Genomic DNA, 18,196 nt, shown 5'->3' on the forward strand with positions numbered 1-18,196 from the left:
CAAGGAGCTGCCCATGGCTGAAACGGCGCCCGGATACCTGTTGCGAGACTGCACGGTCGTCGACTCGCTCGCCGAGGCTCCCCTCCAGAACGCCGCCGTGTGGGTCGAGGGCGACCGGATCAAGGAGGTGGGCACGGACCCCGATCTCGGCGCCCGAGCCCGATCGGCGGGCTGCGTGGAGCTGGACCTTGCCGGGGCGTATGTCACGCCAGGCCTGATCAACATGCACACGCATTTCTCGCTGTCCCTGCCCGGCGCGCTCGGGGAACGCGTCAAGCGCATGGGCCCGCATGACCTCGCGCTCTACATGGCCGACGGCGCTCGGCGTACCCTCCACAGTGGAGTCACGACGGTGCGGTGTGTCGGCGAGAAGGACCACGCCGACTTCGCGCTGCGCACGGCGGTCGATTCCGGATTCGTCCCGGGTCCGCGCATCTTCACCGCGGGCCGGGCGCTGACCTGTACCGGCGGGCACGGTCACGGGTCGTCGGGCGCGTTCGAGTGTGACGGCGCCACGGAGTTCCGCCGGGGCGTGCGCACGCAGATCAAGGCCGGCGCCGACCTGATCAAGGTGATGATCTCCGGCGGCATCTCGGGCAGGCACGAGGCCATCGACACCCGGCAGGTGACCACGGACGAGCTGTCCGCCGTCATAGCCACCGCCCACGAGTGGGGCCGGAAGGTGACGGCCCACGCGGGTCCGTGGCCGGTGATCCGGGAAGCGGTGGAGCTCGGGCTGGACTGCGTCGAGCACGGCTACGAGCTGACCAGGGAACTGACCGGCCTCATGGCCGAGCGCGGCTGCGCCTACGTCCCGACGCTCGTGGTGACACGGTGCAAGGAGTTCTTCGACGAGCTCGGCGTTCCGGAGTGGATGCAGCAGCGTTCCCTCGGTGCGGGGGAGCGGCACCTGCAGAGTTACGGGTGGGCGCTGGAGGCCGGGGTCGAGGTGCTGCTCGGCAGTGACATGCCGCCGTTCTGGCGGTTCGAGGGCACCAGCGCCGCCGTGCGGGAACTGGAGTACATGGCTTACGGAGGGCTCGGGGCCCGCGAGGCGCTGCGCGCGGCGACGATCGCGCCCGCGCGCTGGCTGGACGCCGACGACGTGCTGGGCTCGGTCACCGAGGGCAAGTACGCGGACCTGCTCGTCCTGGAACAGGACCCGCTCGCGGACACCTCGGCGTTCCGGTCGATCTCGATGGTCCTCAAGGGAGGCGAGGTGGTCCGGGACGACCGGGCCCGTGCGGTGGCGGCGCGAAGGGAGCCCGCCGCACTCGGGTAGTCACGGATTCGGCGGCGTCACGGACACGACGAACTCGGCGGGCCGGTTTCCCGTATTGACGTAGCGGTGGGGCAGCCGGGAGTCGAACGTGACGCTCTCGCCTTTGTCCAGCGTGTACGTGCCGCCGCCGACCTCGACCGTGATCGTGCCCTCCAGCACGAGCGCGCACTCCGTCGACGCGTGGCCCCACGGCTCGTCGCAGGTCGCCTCACCGGGGGCGAGCTGGCCGAGTAGCACCTCCAGGTCACCGCGCCCCGGGGTGAGCCGGTCGTAGAGGAGGTGGCCGTTGGACCGGCGCAGCTGTGGCCGGTGGCCGGGCCGCGTGACGTGCACGGCGGGCGCGTCGTCGGAGAACATCTCCGCCAGCGACGTACCGAAGGCGCCGGCGAGCTTGCGGATCGTGGTCAGGCTCGGGTCGGTGGCGCCGTTCTCGATCTGGCTCAGCAGGCCGGGAGTGACCTCGATGCGCGCCGCCAGTTGCCGCAGCGTCAGCCCGCGCTCCTTGCGCAGATCCCGGATCCGGTTGCCGAGCACGTGTTCGCCGTCCTTTCGCTGGTGCGATTGTCCGATAGTGCCCTATTCGGAGGGAACCGCGGAGCTTTCGACGCTAGTTTACTGAAGATAAACAACAGTACATCTTGACTATACTTCCGTGGCGGGTTTGACTCCGGTATCTCCGCTCGGCGAACTCTTCCGGAGGAAACATGCCCCGTCGGTTCCGAGTCCCCGCCCGGCGCCGTCTCCTGCTCGCCGCCGTGTCCCTTGCCGCCGTCGTCACCTGCGTGCTGAGCGCGTGCACGGCAGGCCGGGCCGGTTCGGCGGCGAGAGACAACACGCTCGTCGTCGACACGTCCTTTGTGTACAAGACACTCGACCCCGGGCTGGTGTACGAGCAGACCGGCTACCTCGCCGTGCACGCCCTCTACGAGTCCCTGCTCACTTTCGAGGGCGGCGACGTGACCGAGCCGAAGCCGGGCCTCGCGGAGTCGTACGAGGCTTCGCGGGACGCCACCCGATTCACCTTCACCCTGCGCGAGAACGCAACGTTCTCCGACGGCACGCCCGTCACCTCGGAGGACGTCGAGTTCTCCCTGAACCGCCTCGTGAACCTCAAGGGCAGCGCGTCCGCGTACTTCGCCGGACTGGAGATCAGCGCTCCCGACGACCGTACGGTGGTGGTCACCTCGCCGACACCGAACCCGAACGTGCCCGTGCTCATGGCGATGCCCGCCGCCTCCATCGTGAACGCGGACGTGGTCGCCGAGCACGGTGGACGTTCCGACGCCAGCGCCGCGAGCAAGGACCGCGCACAGTCCTATCTGGACCGTGAGACCGCAGGCAGCGGACCCTACGTGCTCGAGCGGAACCAGCCCGGTGAGCAGCTGGTGCTCACAGCCAACGAGAACTACTGGGGTGACAAGCCCGGCTACTCCCGGGTGGTCATCCGCAACATGGAGGCACAGAACCAGAAGCTGACGCTGACCCGATCGTCGAGCCCGGAGATCGCGCTCGACATCGCCGGCACGCTGCTCGAGGGGCTGCCGCCCTCGCTGAAGGTCTCGCAGCAGCCCGACACGGCGTACTTCTCGTTCGTGAACACCGATCCCGCGGTCTCGCCGGTGGGTTCGCGACCGGAGTTCGTCAGAGCGGTCCGCGCGGCGCTGGACTACCAGGGACTCGCCGAGCTGTTCGGCAGCCGCAGCGGGCCCGCGCGCGGGCTCATCGCGCCCGCGTACCCCGGCACGCTGCCGAAGGAGGAAACGCTCCGGCAGGACCTGCCCCTGGCCAGGAAGCTGCTGCGCGATGCGGGCATCACCAACCCGGCCATCGAGTTCATCTACCCGGCCATCACCTACCGCGGCGTCGACCTCGGCACGATCGCCACCAAGGTCCAGGGCGACGCGGCCAAGGCGGGCATCACCATCGACCTCAGGCCGCTGCCGCTGAACTCGTTCCTGGAGCAGTACCGCGGCGGCAAGGCCCAGATGGGCATGACCCCGCAGGCGCTGACCTACCCGAGGGCCGACTCGATGGTCCGCGTGATGTCGCCGGGCGGCGTCAACGCCGAGCGCATGAACTGGACCGAGGACAACGCGTCCCCCGACGTGCTGTCCGCGACGGAGGACTTCCTCGCAGCCACCACCGAAGAGCAACGCAACGCCGCCGTCGTGCGCTGGCAACACGCGATGTACCGCGACGCGCCGTACGTGTTGCTCGGCAACAACTCGGGCACGGTCGTGAGCACGCCCGAGGTCACCGGAGCCGAGTACACGCCGGCAGGCTGGATCGTCGACCTGGCCGCCGTCCGGCCCGCCGCATGAGCGCGCCGACCCGGGAGGAGAACCCGTGACCACACTGGAGACGAACGCGCCGCCCGCGCGGCGCCCGCGTGTCCCACCGATCGTGCGCTACCTCGCGCGACGGCTCGCGATCGCCGTGGGCCTGCTGTTCGGTTCGACGCTGATCGGTTTCCTGCTGGTGCAGGCCGTGCCCGGCGACCCCGTGGCAGCCAACCTGTCCGACGAGGCGCTCGGCGACCCGGCGGCGGTGGCGGCGTTCGAGGAGCGGTGGGGCCTCGACGAGCCGCTGCCCGTGCAGTACCTGACCTACCTCGGGAACCTCGTGCAGGGTGATCTCGGCACCTCGCAGCACACCGGCAGGCCCGTGCTCGAAGACCTCCTCGACCACATCCCCGCGACACTCGAGATCGCACTGCCCGCGATCGTGCTGTCGGTCCTGCTCGGCATCGGCATCGGCATGTTCGCCGCGCTGCGCCACGGCAAGGCGGCCGACCAGGCGGTGCGGGTCGGCTCGCTGCTGGGGCTGTCGACGCCGCCGTTCTGGCTGTCCCTGCTGGCGCTGTACCTGTTCTTCTTCGTGCTCGGCCTGTCGCCGGGCGGCGGTCGGCTCAGTCCCGAGTTCTCCCCGCCGCCCTCGGTCACCGGGCTCTATCCCGTGGACGCCCTGCTCGCCGGTGACCTGATGCTGGCCTGGGACGCCGTGCAGCACGCGGCACTGCCGGTGCTCGTGCTGACCCTCGTCACCACGGCGACGCTCGTCCGGTTCGTCCGCTCGGCACTGCTGGAGGTGCTCCGCAAGGACTACATCACGGCCGCACACGCCAAGGGCCTGCCGTCGCGCACCGTGCTGTTCCGGCACCTGCTGCGCGCCGGCCTCGTGCAGATCATGACGATGGCCGGGCTGACGTTCGCCTCGATGCTCGCCGGCACGGTGCTGATCGAGAGCGTCTTCGCCTGGCCTGGCCTCGGCAACTACGCCTACACCAGCGCCAGCGCGCTCGACCGGCCCGCGATCCTCGGCGTGACCCTGTTCGTCGCCGCGACCTACATCCTGATCAACCTCGCCGTGGATCTGCTCTACGGCCTCGCCGACCCGAGGATCCGCCTCTCATGACAGCGACCGTCCTGCCCCGGATCGGGGGCCGAACCCGGCGGCACCGCGTATGGCGCCAGCCCGTCGTGGTCACCGCACTCGTCGTGCTCGCCACGTGGCTCGCCGTGGCCGTACTGGCGGGCTGGCTCAGCCCCTACGACCCGCTCGCGCAGAGCGCCGACATCTACGCACCGCCGTCGGCGGCACACCCGTTCGGCACCGACGAGCTTGGCCGTGACGTGCTCAGCCGCGTGCTGCACGGCGCCCGGTTGTCCATCCCGCTCGCGCTCGCGATCGTCGCCGGAGCGCTGCTGGTGGGCGGCCTGCTCGGCCTCATCGCCGGTTACCTCGGCCGGGTCGCCGACGAGATCATCATGCGCGTCACCGACCTGGTGTTCGCGTTCCCGCAGATCATCCTCGCGATGGCGGTCACAGCCGCGTTCGGACCGAGCGCGACCAACGCCGTGCTGGCGCTGGTGATCGTGTCGTGGCCGGTGTACGCGCGGGTCATCCGCGGCGCCGTGCTGAGCATCCGCGGCGAGAACTACCTGTCCGCCGCCCGGATGCTCGGCGTCGGGCCGGTGACGGTGCTCCGCCGCGACGTCATCCCGAACAGTGTCGGGCCCGCCATCGTGCTCGCCACGCTCGAGCTTGGCAACGCGGTGTTGCTCCTCGCCGGGCTGTCGTTCCTCGGTCTCGGCCCGCGCCCGCCGGCGCCGGAGTGGGGAGCGATGGTGGCGCTCGGCTCCAACGACATCAGCATGTGGTGGGTCAGCGTGTTCCCCGGCCTGGCGATCCTGACCGTCGTGCTGGCGTGCAACATCCTGGGCGACGCCATCCGCGACCGGTTCGACTCCAACCTCGTGGGAGGGCGCTGACATGAGCGACGAACTGCTCGCCGTCGAACACCTCGCGGTGAGCCTGCCCGGACCGGACGGCCCGGTGCCGGTGCTCAACGACGTCTCGCTGACCGTCCGGCGCGGACAGATCGTCGGCATCGCGGGGGAGAGCGGCTCGGGCAAGAGCATGACCGCCCGTACCTTGCTCGACCTGCTGCCCGCCGGAGCCGAGGTGTCCGGCACGCTGCGGTTCGACGGTGCCGAGCTCGACCACCGAGACCGCAAGGCGATGCACGCGCTGCGCGGGCACGGCATCGCGATGGTGTTCCAGGACCCCACCGCCGCACTGCATCCGATGCTCAGCATCGGCAGGCAGCTCACCGAGCACACGCGCGTGCACCTGGGCCTCACCCGCACGCAGGCGAAGGCGCAGGCCGTCGAGCTGCTGGAGCAGGTGCGCCTGCCAGACCCCGAGCGCGCGCTGCGGTCGTACCCGCACCAGTTCTCCGGCGGGCAGTTGCAGCGCATCGCCATCGCCTCCGCGCTCGCCGCCCGGCCGAGGCTGCTGATCGCGGACGAGCCGACGACCGCGCTCGACGTCACGGTGCAGGCGGGGATCCTCGCGCTGCTGGACTCCCTGCGCTCCGAGTTCGAGCTGAGCGTCCTGTTCATCACCCACGACCTCGGCGTGCTGGCCTCGCTCGCGACACACACGTGCGTGTTCCAGAACGGCCGGGTCGTCGAGTCGGCGCCGACCGCGCAGCTGCTGCGCTCGCCCGGCCACCCCTACACCCGCGCGCTGCTCGCGGAGCGCGCCGAGACGGCGGAGGTGCCGCGATGACCCTGCTGGAGCTGACCGACATCGCCGTCGAGCACCGTGCGCCGGGCCGCGGGCGGGTCCGCGCCGTCGACGGTGTGTCGCTGGACGTCCGGTCCGGCGAGATCGTCGGTCTGGTGGGCGAGTCGGGGTGCGGCAAGTCCTCGCTCGCGAGGGTCGCGGCGGGACTGTCCGCGCCAACGGGCGGCGACGTGCGGCTGCGCGGCGAGCACGTCACGCCACTGGGCAGGCGCAGGCGAAGGCGTGCCGAGATCGGTCTGCAGATGGTGTTCCAGAACCCGTACTCGTCGCTCAACCCGCGGCGCACGGTGCTGAGCCAGCTGCTGGACGGCGTGCCACCAGACGTCGGGCGCGGGCCGGAGCGGGAGCGGTACGCGCTCGACCAGCTCACCCGCGTCGGGCTCGACGAGTCGGCCGCGACCCGGTTCCCGCACCAGTTCTCGGGAGGGCAGCTGCAGCGCATCGCGATCGCCCGCGCGCTGGCGGCCCGCCCGCACGTGCTCATCGCGGACGAGCCGGTGACCGCGCTCGACGTGTCGTCGCAGGCACAGGTGGTGGACGTGCTCTCCCAGCTGGTGCGCGGGCTGGACGTCGGGATGCTGTTCATCTCGCACGACCTCGCGCTGGTGCGCAGGCTCGCCGACGTGACCGCCGTGATGTACCTCGGCAGGATCGTCGAGACCGGGCCGACCGAGCGGCTGTGGCGGGAGCCGAAGCATCCGTACACGCGGGCGCTGATCGACGCGATCCCCAGCGCGGACCCGGACGCCGGGCTGCCGCGCGCGCTCGCGGGTGAGGTCGGCGACCCCGCCGCCGTGCGCACCGGGTGCCGGTTCCGGGCCCGGTGCCCGCAGGCGTTCGCCGCCTGCGCCGAGGAACCGGAACTCGCGGGCGAGGACCACACGGTCGCCTGCTGGCTGGAGGCCGACGACACGGGAAGGGCAGCATGACACAACCGGACATGAGCTTGTGGGACCTGCGGGTGACCGTCGAACGCATCGAGGGGCGCTCGGTGTGCGGGATGGAGGTCGGCGACTACTTCGAGCTGACCAACAGCGCGGAGCTGCGCATCCCCGAGGGCAAGCACTTCTGCGTCTACGCTCTGCAGGCCGCGCTGCCGTTGCTGCCCGCGAAACAGCGCGATCTGCCCGAGGGCGACTGGCTTGAACGGGACTGTCACGTCGCCTGCCCGGACCCCGAGGAGCGGCTCGTCATGCGCGTCGACCGGACACGGCGGTGCGCCCTGAACTCCGGCGACCTGACATGAGGGACGTGGAGATCGGGCTCGGCCTGCAGAGCAACCTCTCGTTCGCTGAGTACGCGCGGCTCGCGACGGCCGCCGAGGCCCACGGCATCGACGTGCTCAGCGTGTTCGCGGATCTGCTGTTCCAGCCGCCGCTGCCCGCGCTGCTGGAGATGGCGAGGGTCACCGACCGGGTGCGTCTCGGCGCCGCCTGCTGGAACCCGTACTCGATGCACCCGTACGAGATCGCCGGCCAGCTCGCGGCGCTCGACGCCGCGTCCGACGGGCGCGCGTATCTCGGCCTGGCGCGGGGAACCTGGCTGGGTGACATCGGGCTCACCCAGCCGCGGCCGCTCGCCCACCTGCGCGAGGCGGTGGAGTTCATCTACCGGCTGCTCGCCGGCGACGGTGCCGGATTCCGGGGGGAGGTCTTCGAGCTGACCCCCGGCGTCGCCCTGCGGTACGAGACCCAGCGGGCCGACCCGCCGTTGTTGATCGGCGCGTGGGGCCCGCGTGCCGTCGCGATGGCGGGCTCGCTCGCCCACGAGATCAAGATCGGCGGCACCGCGAACCCCGCGATGCTGCCGGTGATGCGGGCGCGGCTCCGACCGGGAGAGCGGGCGGCGGGACGAGAACCGGGCGAGGTGCGCATTGTCGTCGGCGCGGTCACGGTCGTTGACCTCGACGGCGCGGCGGCGCGACGCCGCGCGCGCCGGGAGGTCGCCATGTACCTCGGTGTCGTCGGTGACCTCGATCCCACGGTCGACGTACCGCACGAACTGCTCGCCGAGATCAAGGCGCGCGTCGCTGCCGGCGATCACGACGGCGCCGGATCCCTGATCCCCGACGAGCTGCTGGATCTGTTCGCCTTCTCCGGCACGCCCGACCAGGTCGCCGCGCAGGCACAGCGGCTCATCGACGCGGGCGCCGCCCGCGTCGAGTTCGGCACCCCGCAGGGGCTCGACACCCAGCGCGGGATCGAGCTGATCGGGAACAGGGTGCTGCCCGCGCTCGACCGGTCGGCGGGGCGGGGATGACGACGATGGTCACGACGACGCAGTGTGGGAGGCCGTGATGGACCGTTCCGTGCTCACGCGCTCCGCTCCGGAGCCCGACCGCACGTTGCGCTACGGCGACGCGCCCGAACACGTCGCCGACGCCTGGCTGCCCGGTGCCGCACGGCACCCGCTGCTGGTGTTCATCCACGGCGGGTACTGGACTCCGGAGTACGACCGCACGCACACGCGCCCGCTCGCGACGGCCCTGCGCGAGGACGGCTGGCCGGTGGTGTCCATCGAGTACCGCCGGGTGCCGGGCAAGCCGGACGACCTGGTCGCCGACGTCCGGGCCGCGCTGGCCGAGCTGCCGGGGCAGCTCGGCGCGCGCGAGGTGGTGCTCGCCGGGCACTCCGCGGGCGGGCATCTCGCCCTCTGGGCATCGTCGGTCTGCCCGCCTCCCGGCCTGCTCGGCACGCTGGCGCTCGCCCCCGTCGCCGACCTGATGCTCGCGCATCGGCTCGGGCTCGGGGACGGCGCGGTGGCCGCGTTCCTGGGCGGGCCGCCGGACGAGCGTGCCGACCTCGACCCGGTGCGGATGGCAGCGCCGGAGCGACCGGTCGTGCTCGTGCACGGAGCCGAGGACGGGTTGCCGGTGGCGGTCAGTGAATCCTATGTGGATACCCATCCGGTCGCGAAGCTCGTCGTGGTGCCGGATGCCGCGCACTTCGAGGTCATCGACCCCCTCAGTGCGGCATGGCCGGCCGTGACGACGGAGCTGGCGGGGCTGGCGGCGCTCTCGTCGTGAGTTGACGGACGTTCCCCGCGAGTCCGGTGTGGACGGTCGGTGGCGTCGCCCGGCCGCCCGGTCAACCGGAGAATCACCGGTGTCGGTCCGGCTTCCGGTAGCGACGGGCTGCTCACCCGGCTCGCCGGGGTAGCACGGAGGGCGCGAGGCGCCAGGGCCCTGCTCGTCATCCGCGTCCGTACCGCGAATCCGCGCACCGGGAGCGGGCCGCTCGCGGTGCGTTCGTGTCCAGCGCGTCGGTCTCCGCTGTCACGTCGATCCGCCGCTGGACAGCCGGGAGACGCCAGCCAGTACCGCGCCCCGGCTCTCGCGGAACCCGGTATCGCCGCAAGGGTGGCCCGGAGCCGGTACCGGTATGGACCACGTGCACCGGGTTGCCCCGCCAGCTCGCTTGATCCGGAGATCCACGGCCATACCCTGAGGGTATCTCGCCGGTCCCAACAGGTGTGGTCCACCGCGAACGTCTCCTGACAGGCTCGAATCGGTTACCGGCGTGAGCGCCGTCGTACTCGGGGACAGCTTCAACGGCCCGGTGTCTCGGGCGGTGGTGCCCGGCAGGCACAGCGGCGACGGTGACCCGGCAGGGCAAGCGCGATCGTCCGTTGCGGTGATTTGACAGGGGGCTTGGGCAGGTGGCGGGTTTCGGTGCGGTTCCCGATGAGCTGCGGGAGACGGCGGGCATGATCGGCGACGCCGTCGCCGGCGTGGCCGGCATGGTCTGGCGAGGACCGAGTGGCGACTACGGCCATCCGGGGGTGCAGGCCGGCTGGGAACAGTACGTCGACCACCTGAGGCGCCAGGTCGAGGCGCTGCGGGACAAGGCGGAGGACTTCGGCGTGCGGCTCGGTGAGGCCGCTGGCAGGTACCTCGACTCCGAAACCGAGGCCGGCGGCACGCTGGGCACGTTCGGGGACGTGCTGGAGAACGACGGCGGCGCCCTCCGCGCGGTGGGCGGCGGCATCAGCGATGTCCTGAACGGTGACGACGCAGGCACGTCCGCCGTGGCCGGTGTCGGCGAAGGGCCGGTGCGCTAGTGGCTGAGCTGGGGCAGACGGACGATCCCAGTGACCTGATACCGGGCGATCCGGCGACGATCTCCAGTGATCTGCGGGAACTGGTCGGCACGATCACCACGGCCGACGAGATCAGCGCCAGGCTCGGCCGGATCGATCCGGTGCAGTGGGTCGGTGAGGCGAGTGAGGCGTTCCGGTCCGCTTTCGGCGACGAGCCGCCGAAGTGGGCGCACGTGGTCGAGGCCGCCGGCCGGGGCGGACAGGCACTGTGCGACTTCGCCGACGTGCTGACCTGGGGCCAGGGTGAGGCTCAGCGGGCGATCGAGTTGTACCACCAGGCGCAGGCCGCGAGCCGCGCCGCCGCCGCACGGTACGACGCACTGGCGCAGTCCGCCAAGGCAGGTGGGCAGACCCTCGGACCTTTCCAGGATCCCGGTGTGGCCGCCGCACAGGAGGCACAGGCCATCCTGAACGCCGCACGACAGCAGGTTGAGCAGGCCGGCGGTGAGGTGGCCAGTGCGCTCGGGTTCGAACCGGACGGCGAAGGCGGCTACACCCGGACGTTCGGCCAGAACGAGTGGGGCGCGGGGCGGCGGGAGATGGAGCGCCACTGGGACCCGGCAACGGGCCAGTGGGTCGAACAGGACCCCGGTGGCTGGCAGGAGAACGATCACGGCCGCAGCTACCGGCGTGAGTGGGGCAGCCAGGCCGACGGCCTGATGCACGACAGTATCCGCCGGACGCTCGCCGAGTTCGGCATCGAGGTGCCGTTCGCGGACGCGCTGGGCCTGAATGTGCGCAGATCCGAAACCGGAGCCGCCACGGAGTGGGTCGGTGGCGAGGCCGAGCGATCCTTTGCGGCCGGGGGGATCTCCGGCCGGGGCAGCGCGGAGGGTTCGCTACTCGGCGCCAATGCCGGTGCCTACAACGAGGTCACCGAGAACGGGGTCACCGCGGGCGCCAACGCCGAGGCGTACTTGGCGAGGGGTAGCGTCGAGGGTGAGGTCGACCTCGGCCACGGGGTCGACGCGGCCGGTTCCGCCGCCGGCATGGTCGGCGCTTCCGCCGGCGCCGAGGGCAACGTGGACGCCTTTGGCGCGCAGGGCAATGCGGAGGCGTTCGTCGGGGCACGTGCCGAAGCGGCTGGCGAGCTGAACCTGGGCCCTCACGCCGGAGTGTCAGCGAGCGGCGAGGCGATGGCCGGCGCTGAGGCGTCCGCGCGGGGCAGCGTCGGCCTAAGCGGCGCCGAAGTCAGCGGTGAGGCGTTCGCCGGTGCCCGGGCCAGCGGCGAGGTCGGCGCAGAGGTGGCGGGCGTCGGTGCCGGTGTGAACGGCGAGGCATGGGCAGGTGTCGGCGTCGAGGGCAGCGCGCAGTTCGGCATGGGCGACGATGGCCAGTTCCACGTTGGTGCCTCGGCCGGCGCCGCGTTCGGGGTGGGTGGCAGGGTCGGCTTCGACGTGACCATCGATCCGGGCGGGGTTGCCGAGGCGGTCAATGAGGCGGCCGGTGCGGTCGGTGGCGTCGCCTCCGATGTCCGCGAGACGGTCGGTGGTGCCCCGAGCGACATGCGTGGCGCCGTCGGTGCCGTCCTCGGCTTCTGACCCCGTCCGCCGGCGAGCGACGAGAGAGGTGAACAGATGACCACGATGCTTCCCGTTCCGATCGAGTTCTCCCTGCCGGAGGGCTGGAGATCGGTCGACCCGGACGAGATCGGCACTCCGGAGGTCGCGTTCGTCGCGTTGCACCCTGGGGCCGGGGGCGGCGGGTTCACACCGAACATCACGATCGCCGGTGAACTGCGGGACGCCGACGTTCCACTGTCCCGGATCGCCGAGGAGTCCATCGAACGGCTGCGATCCGGAGCGCACGAGGTGAAGGTCGGCCGCACCAGCGAGCGTGGCACGGCGTGGAACCCCGTCTACACCCAGGCGGTCCGCCTGGCCGTGGATCTGTCCGGCCAGCGGCAGCACCTGGTGCAGTACCAAGTCTTCATGGCCTTCGCGGGCGCCGGGGGACGGGCCGTTCTGCGGATCGTGCTGACCTCGCGGTTGGAGCAGTTCCCGCAGGTGATCGACGACTACCAGCGGTTCATCGAGACCATCAGGCCGCAACAGCGCACGACAGCACCGGGAGGGATGCCATGAGCGAAACGGCCAAGCGGCTGCTGCGGCGGATCGAGGCGATCGACACCGCCGCCGCGGAGAACCGGACGCGTGCGGAGGCCTACCGGCGGATGACCGAGGAGCTCGACGCGGCCACGGGCACCGCGACCTCGCCGGATGGTGTCGTGACCGTGGTCGCCGGGCCGGATGGCTCGGTCAAGGAGATCACCTTCTCCGGCCAGGTCCGCGCGGTGCAGCCCGCGGAACTGTCCGCCGGCCTCCTGCACACGATCGCGCAGGCTCGGGCCGCGGCCGCACGGGCTCAGGCGGAGATGGTGCGCCGGGTTCTCGGCGACACCGAGTTACTGGACGAGGTGCTGGCCGAGAACGCGCGCATGTTCGGCGACCAGCGGCCGGTCGATCCGGACCCGCGGGCGCCGTCGGCCGTTGCCGTCGTTCAAGACGGCAGGCCACGCCCCCGTGCGGCCGCCCGTCGTCCGCGGCCGCTGGATGACGACGGCTTCGAGGACTTCCGGGTCCTTGGCCGTTGAGCCCTCGTCACCAGCAGTCCGAAGCGGGTCATGTCACCGCGGTTCCCCGCCGGTGATGGCGGACCGGCCCGGCGCGCAGTGCCGGCCCCGATGGTGTGACGTGCGGGTGGACGCGGACGGGGATCTCCTGCCCATGGCCGGTGCGCTGGTGCTCGCGTTGGCGTCGGGTGTTCCGGTCGCGCAGCAGACGGTAGGCGGCGAGGACGGCGGCGAGTCGCTCGGGGTCGGGCTGGGGTCCGTCGGGATGGCAGGCGCGCACGGCCCGCCGGTAGGCCGTGGTGATCTCGGCGGTGCCGGCGCCCGGCTCAAGGCCGAGCACGGTGTGCGGGTCGGACGGGATGCTGCTCATGGCGGTAGCTGTGCTGGGTTGAGGTGGCTGAGCGCGGTGTAGTAGTCGCGGGCCTCGGTGTGGGCGATGTCGAGGGATCGGCGCAGCGAGGTCAGGTGCCGGCTCGCGTGGGCGAGGTCCTCACCGGCGGGGCCGCCGTCGGCTCGACGCACCCGCTCGGGCTGGTCCGTGTGCCGGCCGGTGTAATCGGCCAGCAGCGCGACCAGGTCGGTCAGTTCCGCGGTGAGCTGGGTGAGTTCCCAGCCGGTGTCCCGCAACTGCGTCAGGCTCGCCGCCCTGGCGGGGTCGGTGGCGCGGATCGCGCGGTGGATCGCCCGGGACGTGCCGGCCAACGTGGTGGCGATCGTGGCCACTCGGGTTCTGCCCATCGTTGCTCACCCACGGATGTCGTGATGCCGGGATGGCACACGGTTGCGGAGTGTCAGAGCCAGGGTTCGGGCTCGTCGAGCATCGGCACCTCGTGAAGCTGGTCGGCGAGGTCGGCCGGGTCGGCGTCGAGCGACCCGGCGGCCTCGGGACCATCCCCGGGTTCGGCGACCGCGGGATGGGCCGGGCGCTGCTGGTCGGCGACGTCGTGGCTGTTGGCGTGGTCCAGCATGGCGGTTCCTTCCCACGTGTGCTCGGGTGTCGTGGCCGTCGCGGTGCGCGGGCTCAGGCGCTGATCTGCTCGGCCTCGCCGATCCGGCGATGGCGTTCTGCACACTTCCGAGGCTGGCCCGGCCCCGCCGCAGCCCTGGCGGGGCCGAGCCGGTGTCGAAGGGAAGCTGTCGCAAGGATTGTGCGAGAAATGCAAGGGTGCGGTTCGCACCCGCCGACCGGAGCGGGTGGGCTGCCGCCGGGTTGCGTCGCGAGGCGCGGGCCGGGAACCATCGGGTCTCGCCGGCCGGGTGGAGCGGACAGCCCACCACAACAGATCGGTTGGTGCGAGGGTATGAACCGCGGCATCACCTGCCTTCCGAGTTCACCGTTCTGCTTCCGTGGACGCGAAGGCTGGCTCTCGCGGAGGGGATCGTTGCCGGTGTCGTCCCTCCACCGCCCCGGTCACCACACCACCGCTCATCCGGGCCACGGCCGGAAGCCGCAGCGTGCGCCCCGGCCGTCGGGGGCCCGCGGATCCGGGCCGCGTCGGGGGAACAGGGGGAACGTCAGCGAAGTTGGCGGCCACGATCGCGTCGAACTCCGCGTCCAGCCACGCCGGATCAGCGCAGACCAGCTCCGCGAAGTCACTGGTCGCCGCATGGCGCGTGGTGTCCTGCATCGTCGATCACTCCCCGGCACCTCGTTCATGGACACCAGGTCATGTACCGCTTCTGCTAATTTCTATAGCGCGTACTGGAGCTTCTGTCAAGCCCAGGGTGGACATAAATGCCCCTTGCGACACCGGCTTCGCCCGCGGGCAGGTGGACGGCCGGTCGATGCAGCAGGCCGCGTTGGCGATGATCTGTGGTCCGGCCGAGGTGGCAGGACCCTCGTGGGCGAATGCGAGTTCGGCCGCCGCCACTGCGGTCTCGCCGAGGACCTCGCCGCGGTGGCGGCAGGACAAAATCGGCGTTCCTCCGTCGGTGGTGTCGACGAGATCGTCGTCGAGCCGTTCGGCGGAGTTCGGACTGATCAGTGTCCGGGAGGAAAGCACCACCAGTTCGTCGCGGCAGCGTGCCTCCACGGCCAACGCCCAGCCGTGCTCGCCGTTCGAAAGCCAGCGCCACGTCGAGCGCGGGAAATGGTGTCGGTCTGCTCGGAACACAGATATGGGTTCGTGCGCCCGTAGACAGACGCGGCCGAGGATCCTACGGTCCGGAATTGTGACGGATCCGCCGCTCGCGATCCGGTTGTTCGGACAGTTTCAGGTGCACCGAGGCGGGGCCCCGATGCACCTGGATTCCGCTCGCGGCGAGTCGCTGCTGGCCTTCCTGCTGTTGCACCGGCACCAGTCGCTGCAACGGCAGCGGCTGGCATTCGCTCTGTGGCCAGACTCCACTGAGGCGCAGGCGCTGACCAACCTGCGGCATGTGTTGCACAACCTGCGCCGTTCGTGGCCGGAGATCGACCGGCATCTCGAGGTGACACAGCGGACGTTGAGCTGGCGACCGGACCCGCCGTACCGCCTGGACGTGGCCGAGTTCGAGGCGGCGCTGAGCAGAGGGTCCTGGGACGTTGCCGTCCGCCTGTACACCGGCGACCTACTGGTGGGCCGCGCGGACGAGTGGGTGGAGGGAGAGCGGGCTCGGCTGCGACACGCCTTCGTCGAGGCGCTGGAGCGGCTGGTCGCGACGGCTCACGAGCGCGGCGACCTGACCGGCGCGGTGCGGTATGCCGAGCGGCTCCTGCGGGAGCAGCCGATGCGCGAGGAGACCTATCGGCTGCTGATGCGATTGCACGACGCCCAGGGTGATCGGACGAGCGCCGTCAGGGTGTACCACGAGTGCGCGGCGACGCTGGAGCGGGAACTCGGCATCGAGCCTGCGGCGGTGACGCGTGCGGTTTACGACGCGCTGCTGTCGCCGGACGACGTCCAGCAGATCTCGCGGGTGGGCGGGACGTCGTTCGTCGGCAGGTCCGCGGAACGCGCGACGTTGACGGCCCGATGGCGCCAGGCGCGCACAGCGGCTCAAGTGGTGTTGCTCGCCGGCGAGCCCGGAATCGGCAAGACCCGGCTGGCGGAGGAGTTCCGGGCGTGGTGTGCCCATCGCGGCGCTGTCACGGCAGTGGCCCGCGCGTATCCCGGCGAGGGTGCGCTGGCGTACGGCCCCGTGGTGGCGTGGCTTCGGTCGGAGCGGCTCAACGCGGGTCTGCGGGCCCTGGCCGCGCCGTATCTCACCGAGCTGGCACGCCTCCTGCCGGAGCTGCTGGCCACGGTGCCGCGCCCACTGCGGTTACCGGAGAGCGAGCAGAGGCAGCGGTTGTACGACGCTGTGGTCCAGGCTCTGCTGGCGTCCGGTGCTCCGGTCTTGCTCGTGGCCGATGACGTGCAGTGGTGGGACCGTGAAGCACTGCGACTGCTGCACTATGTGGTGCGGACCCGGCCATCGGCCCCGCTGTTGGTGGTCGCCACGGCACGGCGTGAGGACATCGAGACCGCGACCCCGGTCGGCGAGCTGCTCAACGCCCTGCGGCTGGCCGAGAGAGTGACCGAGATCGATCTCGATCGGCTCAACCGGTCCGAGACGGCAGTACTGGCCGAGCAGCTGTCCGGGAAACGGTTCGCCGACGCGGACATAGCGGCGCTCTACCGGCAGACCGAGGGCAACCCGCTGTTCATCGTCGAGGCGTTGCGTGCGGGCGACGTGCTCACGCCGAAGGTGCAGGCGGTGGTCCAGGCGCGGGTGGCGCAGCTTTCCGCAGCGGCGCGTGAGCTGGTGGATGTCGCTGCGACCGTCGGCCGCGAGTTCACCGCCGAGGTACTCGCCCTGGCCGGGCAGGTGAGCGAGGACGTCGTCATCCGAGGGCTGGACGAGTTGTGGCGGCGCCGGATCATCCGTGAGCACGACACGAGGGCCTACGACTTCAGCCACGACACGATTCGCGAGGCGGTGTATGCGGAGCTGAGCCCGGTGCGACGTCGCTATCTGCATGGACGGGTCGCGCGAGCGCTGGAGGCCGCTTACCAGCAGGACCCTGGCAGTGTCAGCGGCCGGCTGGCGCGGCACTACGAGGAGGCGGAGCGGATCGAGCAGGCGGTCGCCGCGTACGCTCACGCCGCCGAGGTGGCCCAGCAGCTCTACGCGCATGCCGAGTCGGCCCGCCATCTGACCCGTGCGCTGGAGCTCGTGCGTTCCCTGCCCGAGTCGAGACGGCGCTGGACCTGTGAGCTCGACCTGTCGAACGCGTTGCTCGCTCCACTGGTGGCGAGCGAGGGCTACGCCTCGGCGAGGATTCACGAGACACACCGGCGCGCGTTGAAGCTGTGCCGTTCCCTGGGCGCCGAGCCGTCGCCGCCGCTGCTGCGATCCCTCGGCTTGGGCAGCCTGGCGCTCGGCGACTTCGCCGCCGCACGGGAGCACGGCACCGCACTACGCGATCGCGGGCAGCGCGAGGACGACGATGTCCTGCGCGTGGAGGGCGACTACGTGCTCGGCGTCACCGCGTTCTGGGCAGGCGAGCTGACGGCCGCCCGAAAGCACCTGGAACGCGCGGTGGCGACCTATCGTGACGAGAACCGTCGCGAGCACCTGCTCCGCTACGCGCAGGACCCCCTGGTGATCTGCCTGACCCGGCTGGCGCTGACCTACTGGTTCCTGGGCGACGAGCAGGCCGCGATCCGAGCTCGCGACCGGGGACTGGCCCGCGCCGAGGAGATCGCGCACCCGTACAGCCTGATGACGACGCTGCTCTTCGCCTCGCTGCTGGCGCTGGACATGGGCGAGGTGTCGGCGCTTCGGCGGTTCGTGCAGCGGGGCAAGGCAGTGGCACCGCCCGTGGCGGGGGAGCAGATCGACGCGGCCATCGCGGCTCTCGCCGCCTACCTCGAGGTCGTCGACGGCCGGCCGGCCGAGGGAATCGCGCGGATCCGGCGGATCGTGGCGGCCGCGCGAGTGCGGGAGCAGGCCGCGCCCGGACTGCGGTCGGCCCTGCTGCGCATCCTGCTGGCCGCGTGCGACGTGGCCGGCGACCCGGACACCGGCCTGCAGGTCGCCGACGAGCTCAGCACGCTGACCAGCTCGGTGATCTGGCGGCCGGAGGCGGAACGCCTGCGGGCGAAGTTCCTCGCCAGGCAGCACCCTGCCAGCACGTGACGGAACGTTCGCGGAACGCCCTCGTGACCACGCTGGTGGTCGACGTCGAT

General features: G+C 71.3%; 19 protein-coding genes. 14 read left to right on the forward strand and 5 right to left on the reverse strand.

Going from position 1 to position 18,196, the window contains the following annotated elements; all coding sequences use genetic code 11:
- Positions 1-13: 13 nt before the first annotated feature.
- Positions 14-1,282, forward strand: a complete 1,269-nt coding sequence (locus tag FCN18_RS04335; protein ID WP_113643473.1) for an amidohydrolase family protein — start codon at positions 14-16, stop codon at positions 1,280-1,282.
- On the opposite strand, the gene FCN18_RS04340 is transcribed toward FCN18_RS04335, so the two are convergent.
- Positions 1,283-1,816, reverse strand: a complete 534-nt coding sequence (locus FCN18_RS04340; protein ID WP_112273467.1) for a cupin domain-containing protein — start codon at positions 1,814-1,816, stop codon at positions 1,283-1,285.
- A 170-nt stretch (positions 1,817-1,986) separates the two neighbouring features.
- On the opposite strand from FCN18_RS04340, the gene FCN18_RS04345 reads away from it, so the two are divergent.
- From FCN18_RS04345 to FCN18_RS04400, 12 genes are all read left to right on the forward strand, one after another.
- Positions 1,987-3,603, forward strand: coding sequence for an ABC transporter substrate-binding protein (locus FCN18_RS04345; RefSeq protein ID WP_112273465.1), 1,617 nt, complete (start codon positions 1,987-1,989; stop codon positions 3,601-3,603).
- 25 nt (positions 3,604-3,628) lie between these two features.
- Complete coding sequence (locus FCN18_RS04350; protein ID WP_199543136.1) at positions 3,629-4,696, forward strand: ABC transporter permease; 1,068 nt, start codon at positions 3,629-3,631, stop codon at positions 4,694-4,696.
- Positions 4,693-5,553: an ABC transporter permease gene (locus FCN18_RS04355; RefSeq protein ID WP_112273463.1), complete on the forward strand. Its 861-nt coding sequence runs from the start codon at positions 4,693-4,695 to the stop codon at positions 5,551-5,553. Before FCN18_RS04350 ends, FCN18_RS04355 begins: the two co-directional genes overlap by 4 nt.
- A 1-nt stretch (position 5,554) precedes the next feature.
- Positions 5,555-6,355: an ABC transporter ATP-binding protein gene (locus tag FCN18_RS04360; RefSeq protein ID WP_137093425.1), complete on the forward strand. Its 801-nt coding sequence runs from the start codon at positions 5,555-5,557 to the stop codon at positions 6,353-6,355.
- Entirely contained in the window at positions 6,352-7,302 is a 951-nt protein-coding gene (locus tag FCN18_RS04365) for an oligopeptide/dipeptide ABC transporter ATP-binding protein (protein ID WP_112273460.1), read from the forward strand. The genes FCN18_RS04360 and FCN18_RS04365 overlap by 4 nt, the downstream gene beginning before the upstream one ends.
- Entirely contained in the window at positions 7,299-7,619 is a 321-nt protein-coding gene (locus FCN18_RS04370; protein ID WP_112273458.1) for a TIGR04076 family protein, read from the forward strand. Before FCN18_RS04365 ends, FCN18_RS04370 begins: the two co-directional genes overlap by 4 nt.
- The gene (locus FCN18_RS04375; RefSeq protein WP_112273456.1) at positions 7,616-8,632 is read left to right on the forward strand and encodes an LLM class flavin-dependent oxidoreductase; all 1,017 of its coding nucleotides are present in this window, start codon (positions 7,616-7,618) and stop codon (positions 8,630-8,632) included. Before FCN18_RS04370 ends, FCN18_RS04375 begins: the two co-directional genes overlap by 4 nt.
- Positions 8,633-8,669: 37 nt before the next feature.
- Positions 8,670-9,398, forward strand: coding sequence for an alpha/beta hydrolase (locus tag FCN18_RS04380; protein WP_112274785.1), 729 nt, complete (start codon positions 8,670-8,672; stop codon positions 9,396-9,398).
- A 632-nt stretch (positions 9,399-10,030) separates the two neighbouring features.
- On the forward strand, positions 10,031-10,432 hold the full coding sequence (locus tag FCN18_RS04385) for a hypothetical protein (protein WP_112273454.1): 402 nt from the start codon (positions 10,031-10,033) through the stop codon (positions 10,430-10,432).
- Positions 10,432-12,012 carry a putative T7SS-secreted protein gene (locus FCN18_RS04390; RefSeq protein ID WP_137093427.1) on the forward strand — a complete coding sequence of 527 codons (1,581 nt, stop codon included), beginning with the start codon at positions 10,432-10,434 and terminating at the stop codon, positions 12,010-12,012. The genes FCN18_RS04385 and FCN18_RS04390 overlap by 1 nt, the downstream gene beginning before the upstream one ends.
- 36 nt (positions 12,013-12,048) lie before the next feature.
- Positions 12,049-12,555, forward strand: a complete 507-nt coding sequence (locus tag FCN18_RS04395) for a hypothetical protein (RefSeq protein ID WP_112273449.1) — start codon at positions 12,049-12,051, stop codon at positions 12,553-12,555.
- Entirely contained in the window at positions 12,552-13,064 is a 513-nt protein-coding gene (locus tag FCN18_RS04400; protein WP_137093429.1) for a YbaB/EbfC family nucleoid-associated protein, read from the forward strand. Before FCN18_RS04395 ends, FCN18_RS04400 begins: the two co-directional genes overlap by 4 nt.
- Positions 13,065-13,092: 28 nt before the next feature.
- Here the strand turns inward: FCN18_RS04400 and FCN18_RS04405 are convergent, their stop codons facing one another.
- The 4 genes from FCN18_RS04405 to FCN18_RS04415 all read right to left on the reverse strand — a co-directional run bounded on the left by FCN18_RS04405 (position 13,093) and on the right by FCN18_RS04415 (position 15,157).
- Positions 13,093-13,413 (reverse strand): DnaJ domain-containing protein, encoded by a 321-nt coding sequence (locus FCN18_RS04405; RefSeq protein ID WP_112273445.1) that lies wholly within the window; start codon positions 13,411-13,413, stop codon positions 13,093-13,095.
- Positions 13,410-13,781 (reverse strand): hypothetical protein, encoded by a 372-nt coding sequence (locus tag FCN18_RS04410; protein WP_137093431.1) that lies wholly within the window; start codon positions 13,779-13,781, stop codon positions 13,410-13,412. Before FCN18_RS04410 ends, FCN18_RS04405 begins: the two co-directional genes overlap by 4 nt.
- A 53-nt stretch (positions 13,782-13,834) precedes the next feature.
- Positions 13,835-14,011 carry a hypothetical protein gene (locus FCN18_RS38990; RefSeq protein ID WP_158303041.1) on the reverse strand — a complete coding sequence of 59 codons (177 nt, stop codon included), beginning with the start codon at positions 14,009-14,011 and terminating at the stop codon, positions 13,835-13,837.
- A gap of 699 nt (positions 14,012-14,710) precedes the next feature.
- Complete coding sequence (locus tag FCN18_RS04415; RefSeq protein ID WP_137093433.1) at positions 14,711-15,157, reverse strand: hypothetical protein; 447 nt, start codon at positions 15,155-15,157, stop codon at positions 14,711-14,713.
- Between the two features lie 124 nt (positions 15,158-15,281).
- On the opposite strand from FCN18_RS04415, the gene FCN18_RS04420 reads away from it, so the two are divergent.
- A complete protein-coding gene (locus FCN18_RS04420) occupies positions 15,282-18,146 on the forward strand; it encodes an ATP-binding protein (protein ID WP_158303042.1) in 2,865 nt (954 codons plus the stop codon).
- The last annotated feature ends 50 nt before the right edge of the window (positions 18,147-18,196 follow it).

It is taken from the genome of Prauserella endophytica, assembly GCF_005146945.1.
Classification (GTDB): domain Bacteria; phylum Actinomycetota; class Actinomycetes; order Mycobacteriales; family Pseudonocardiaceae; genus Prauserella_A; species Prauserella_A endophytica.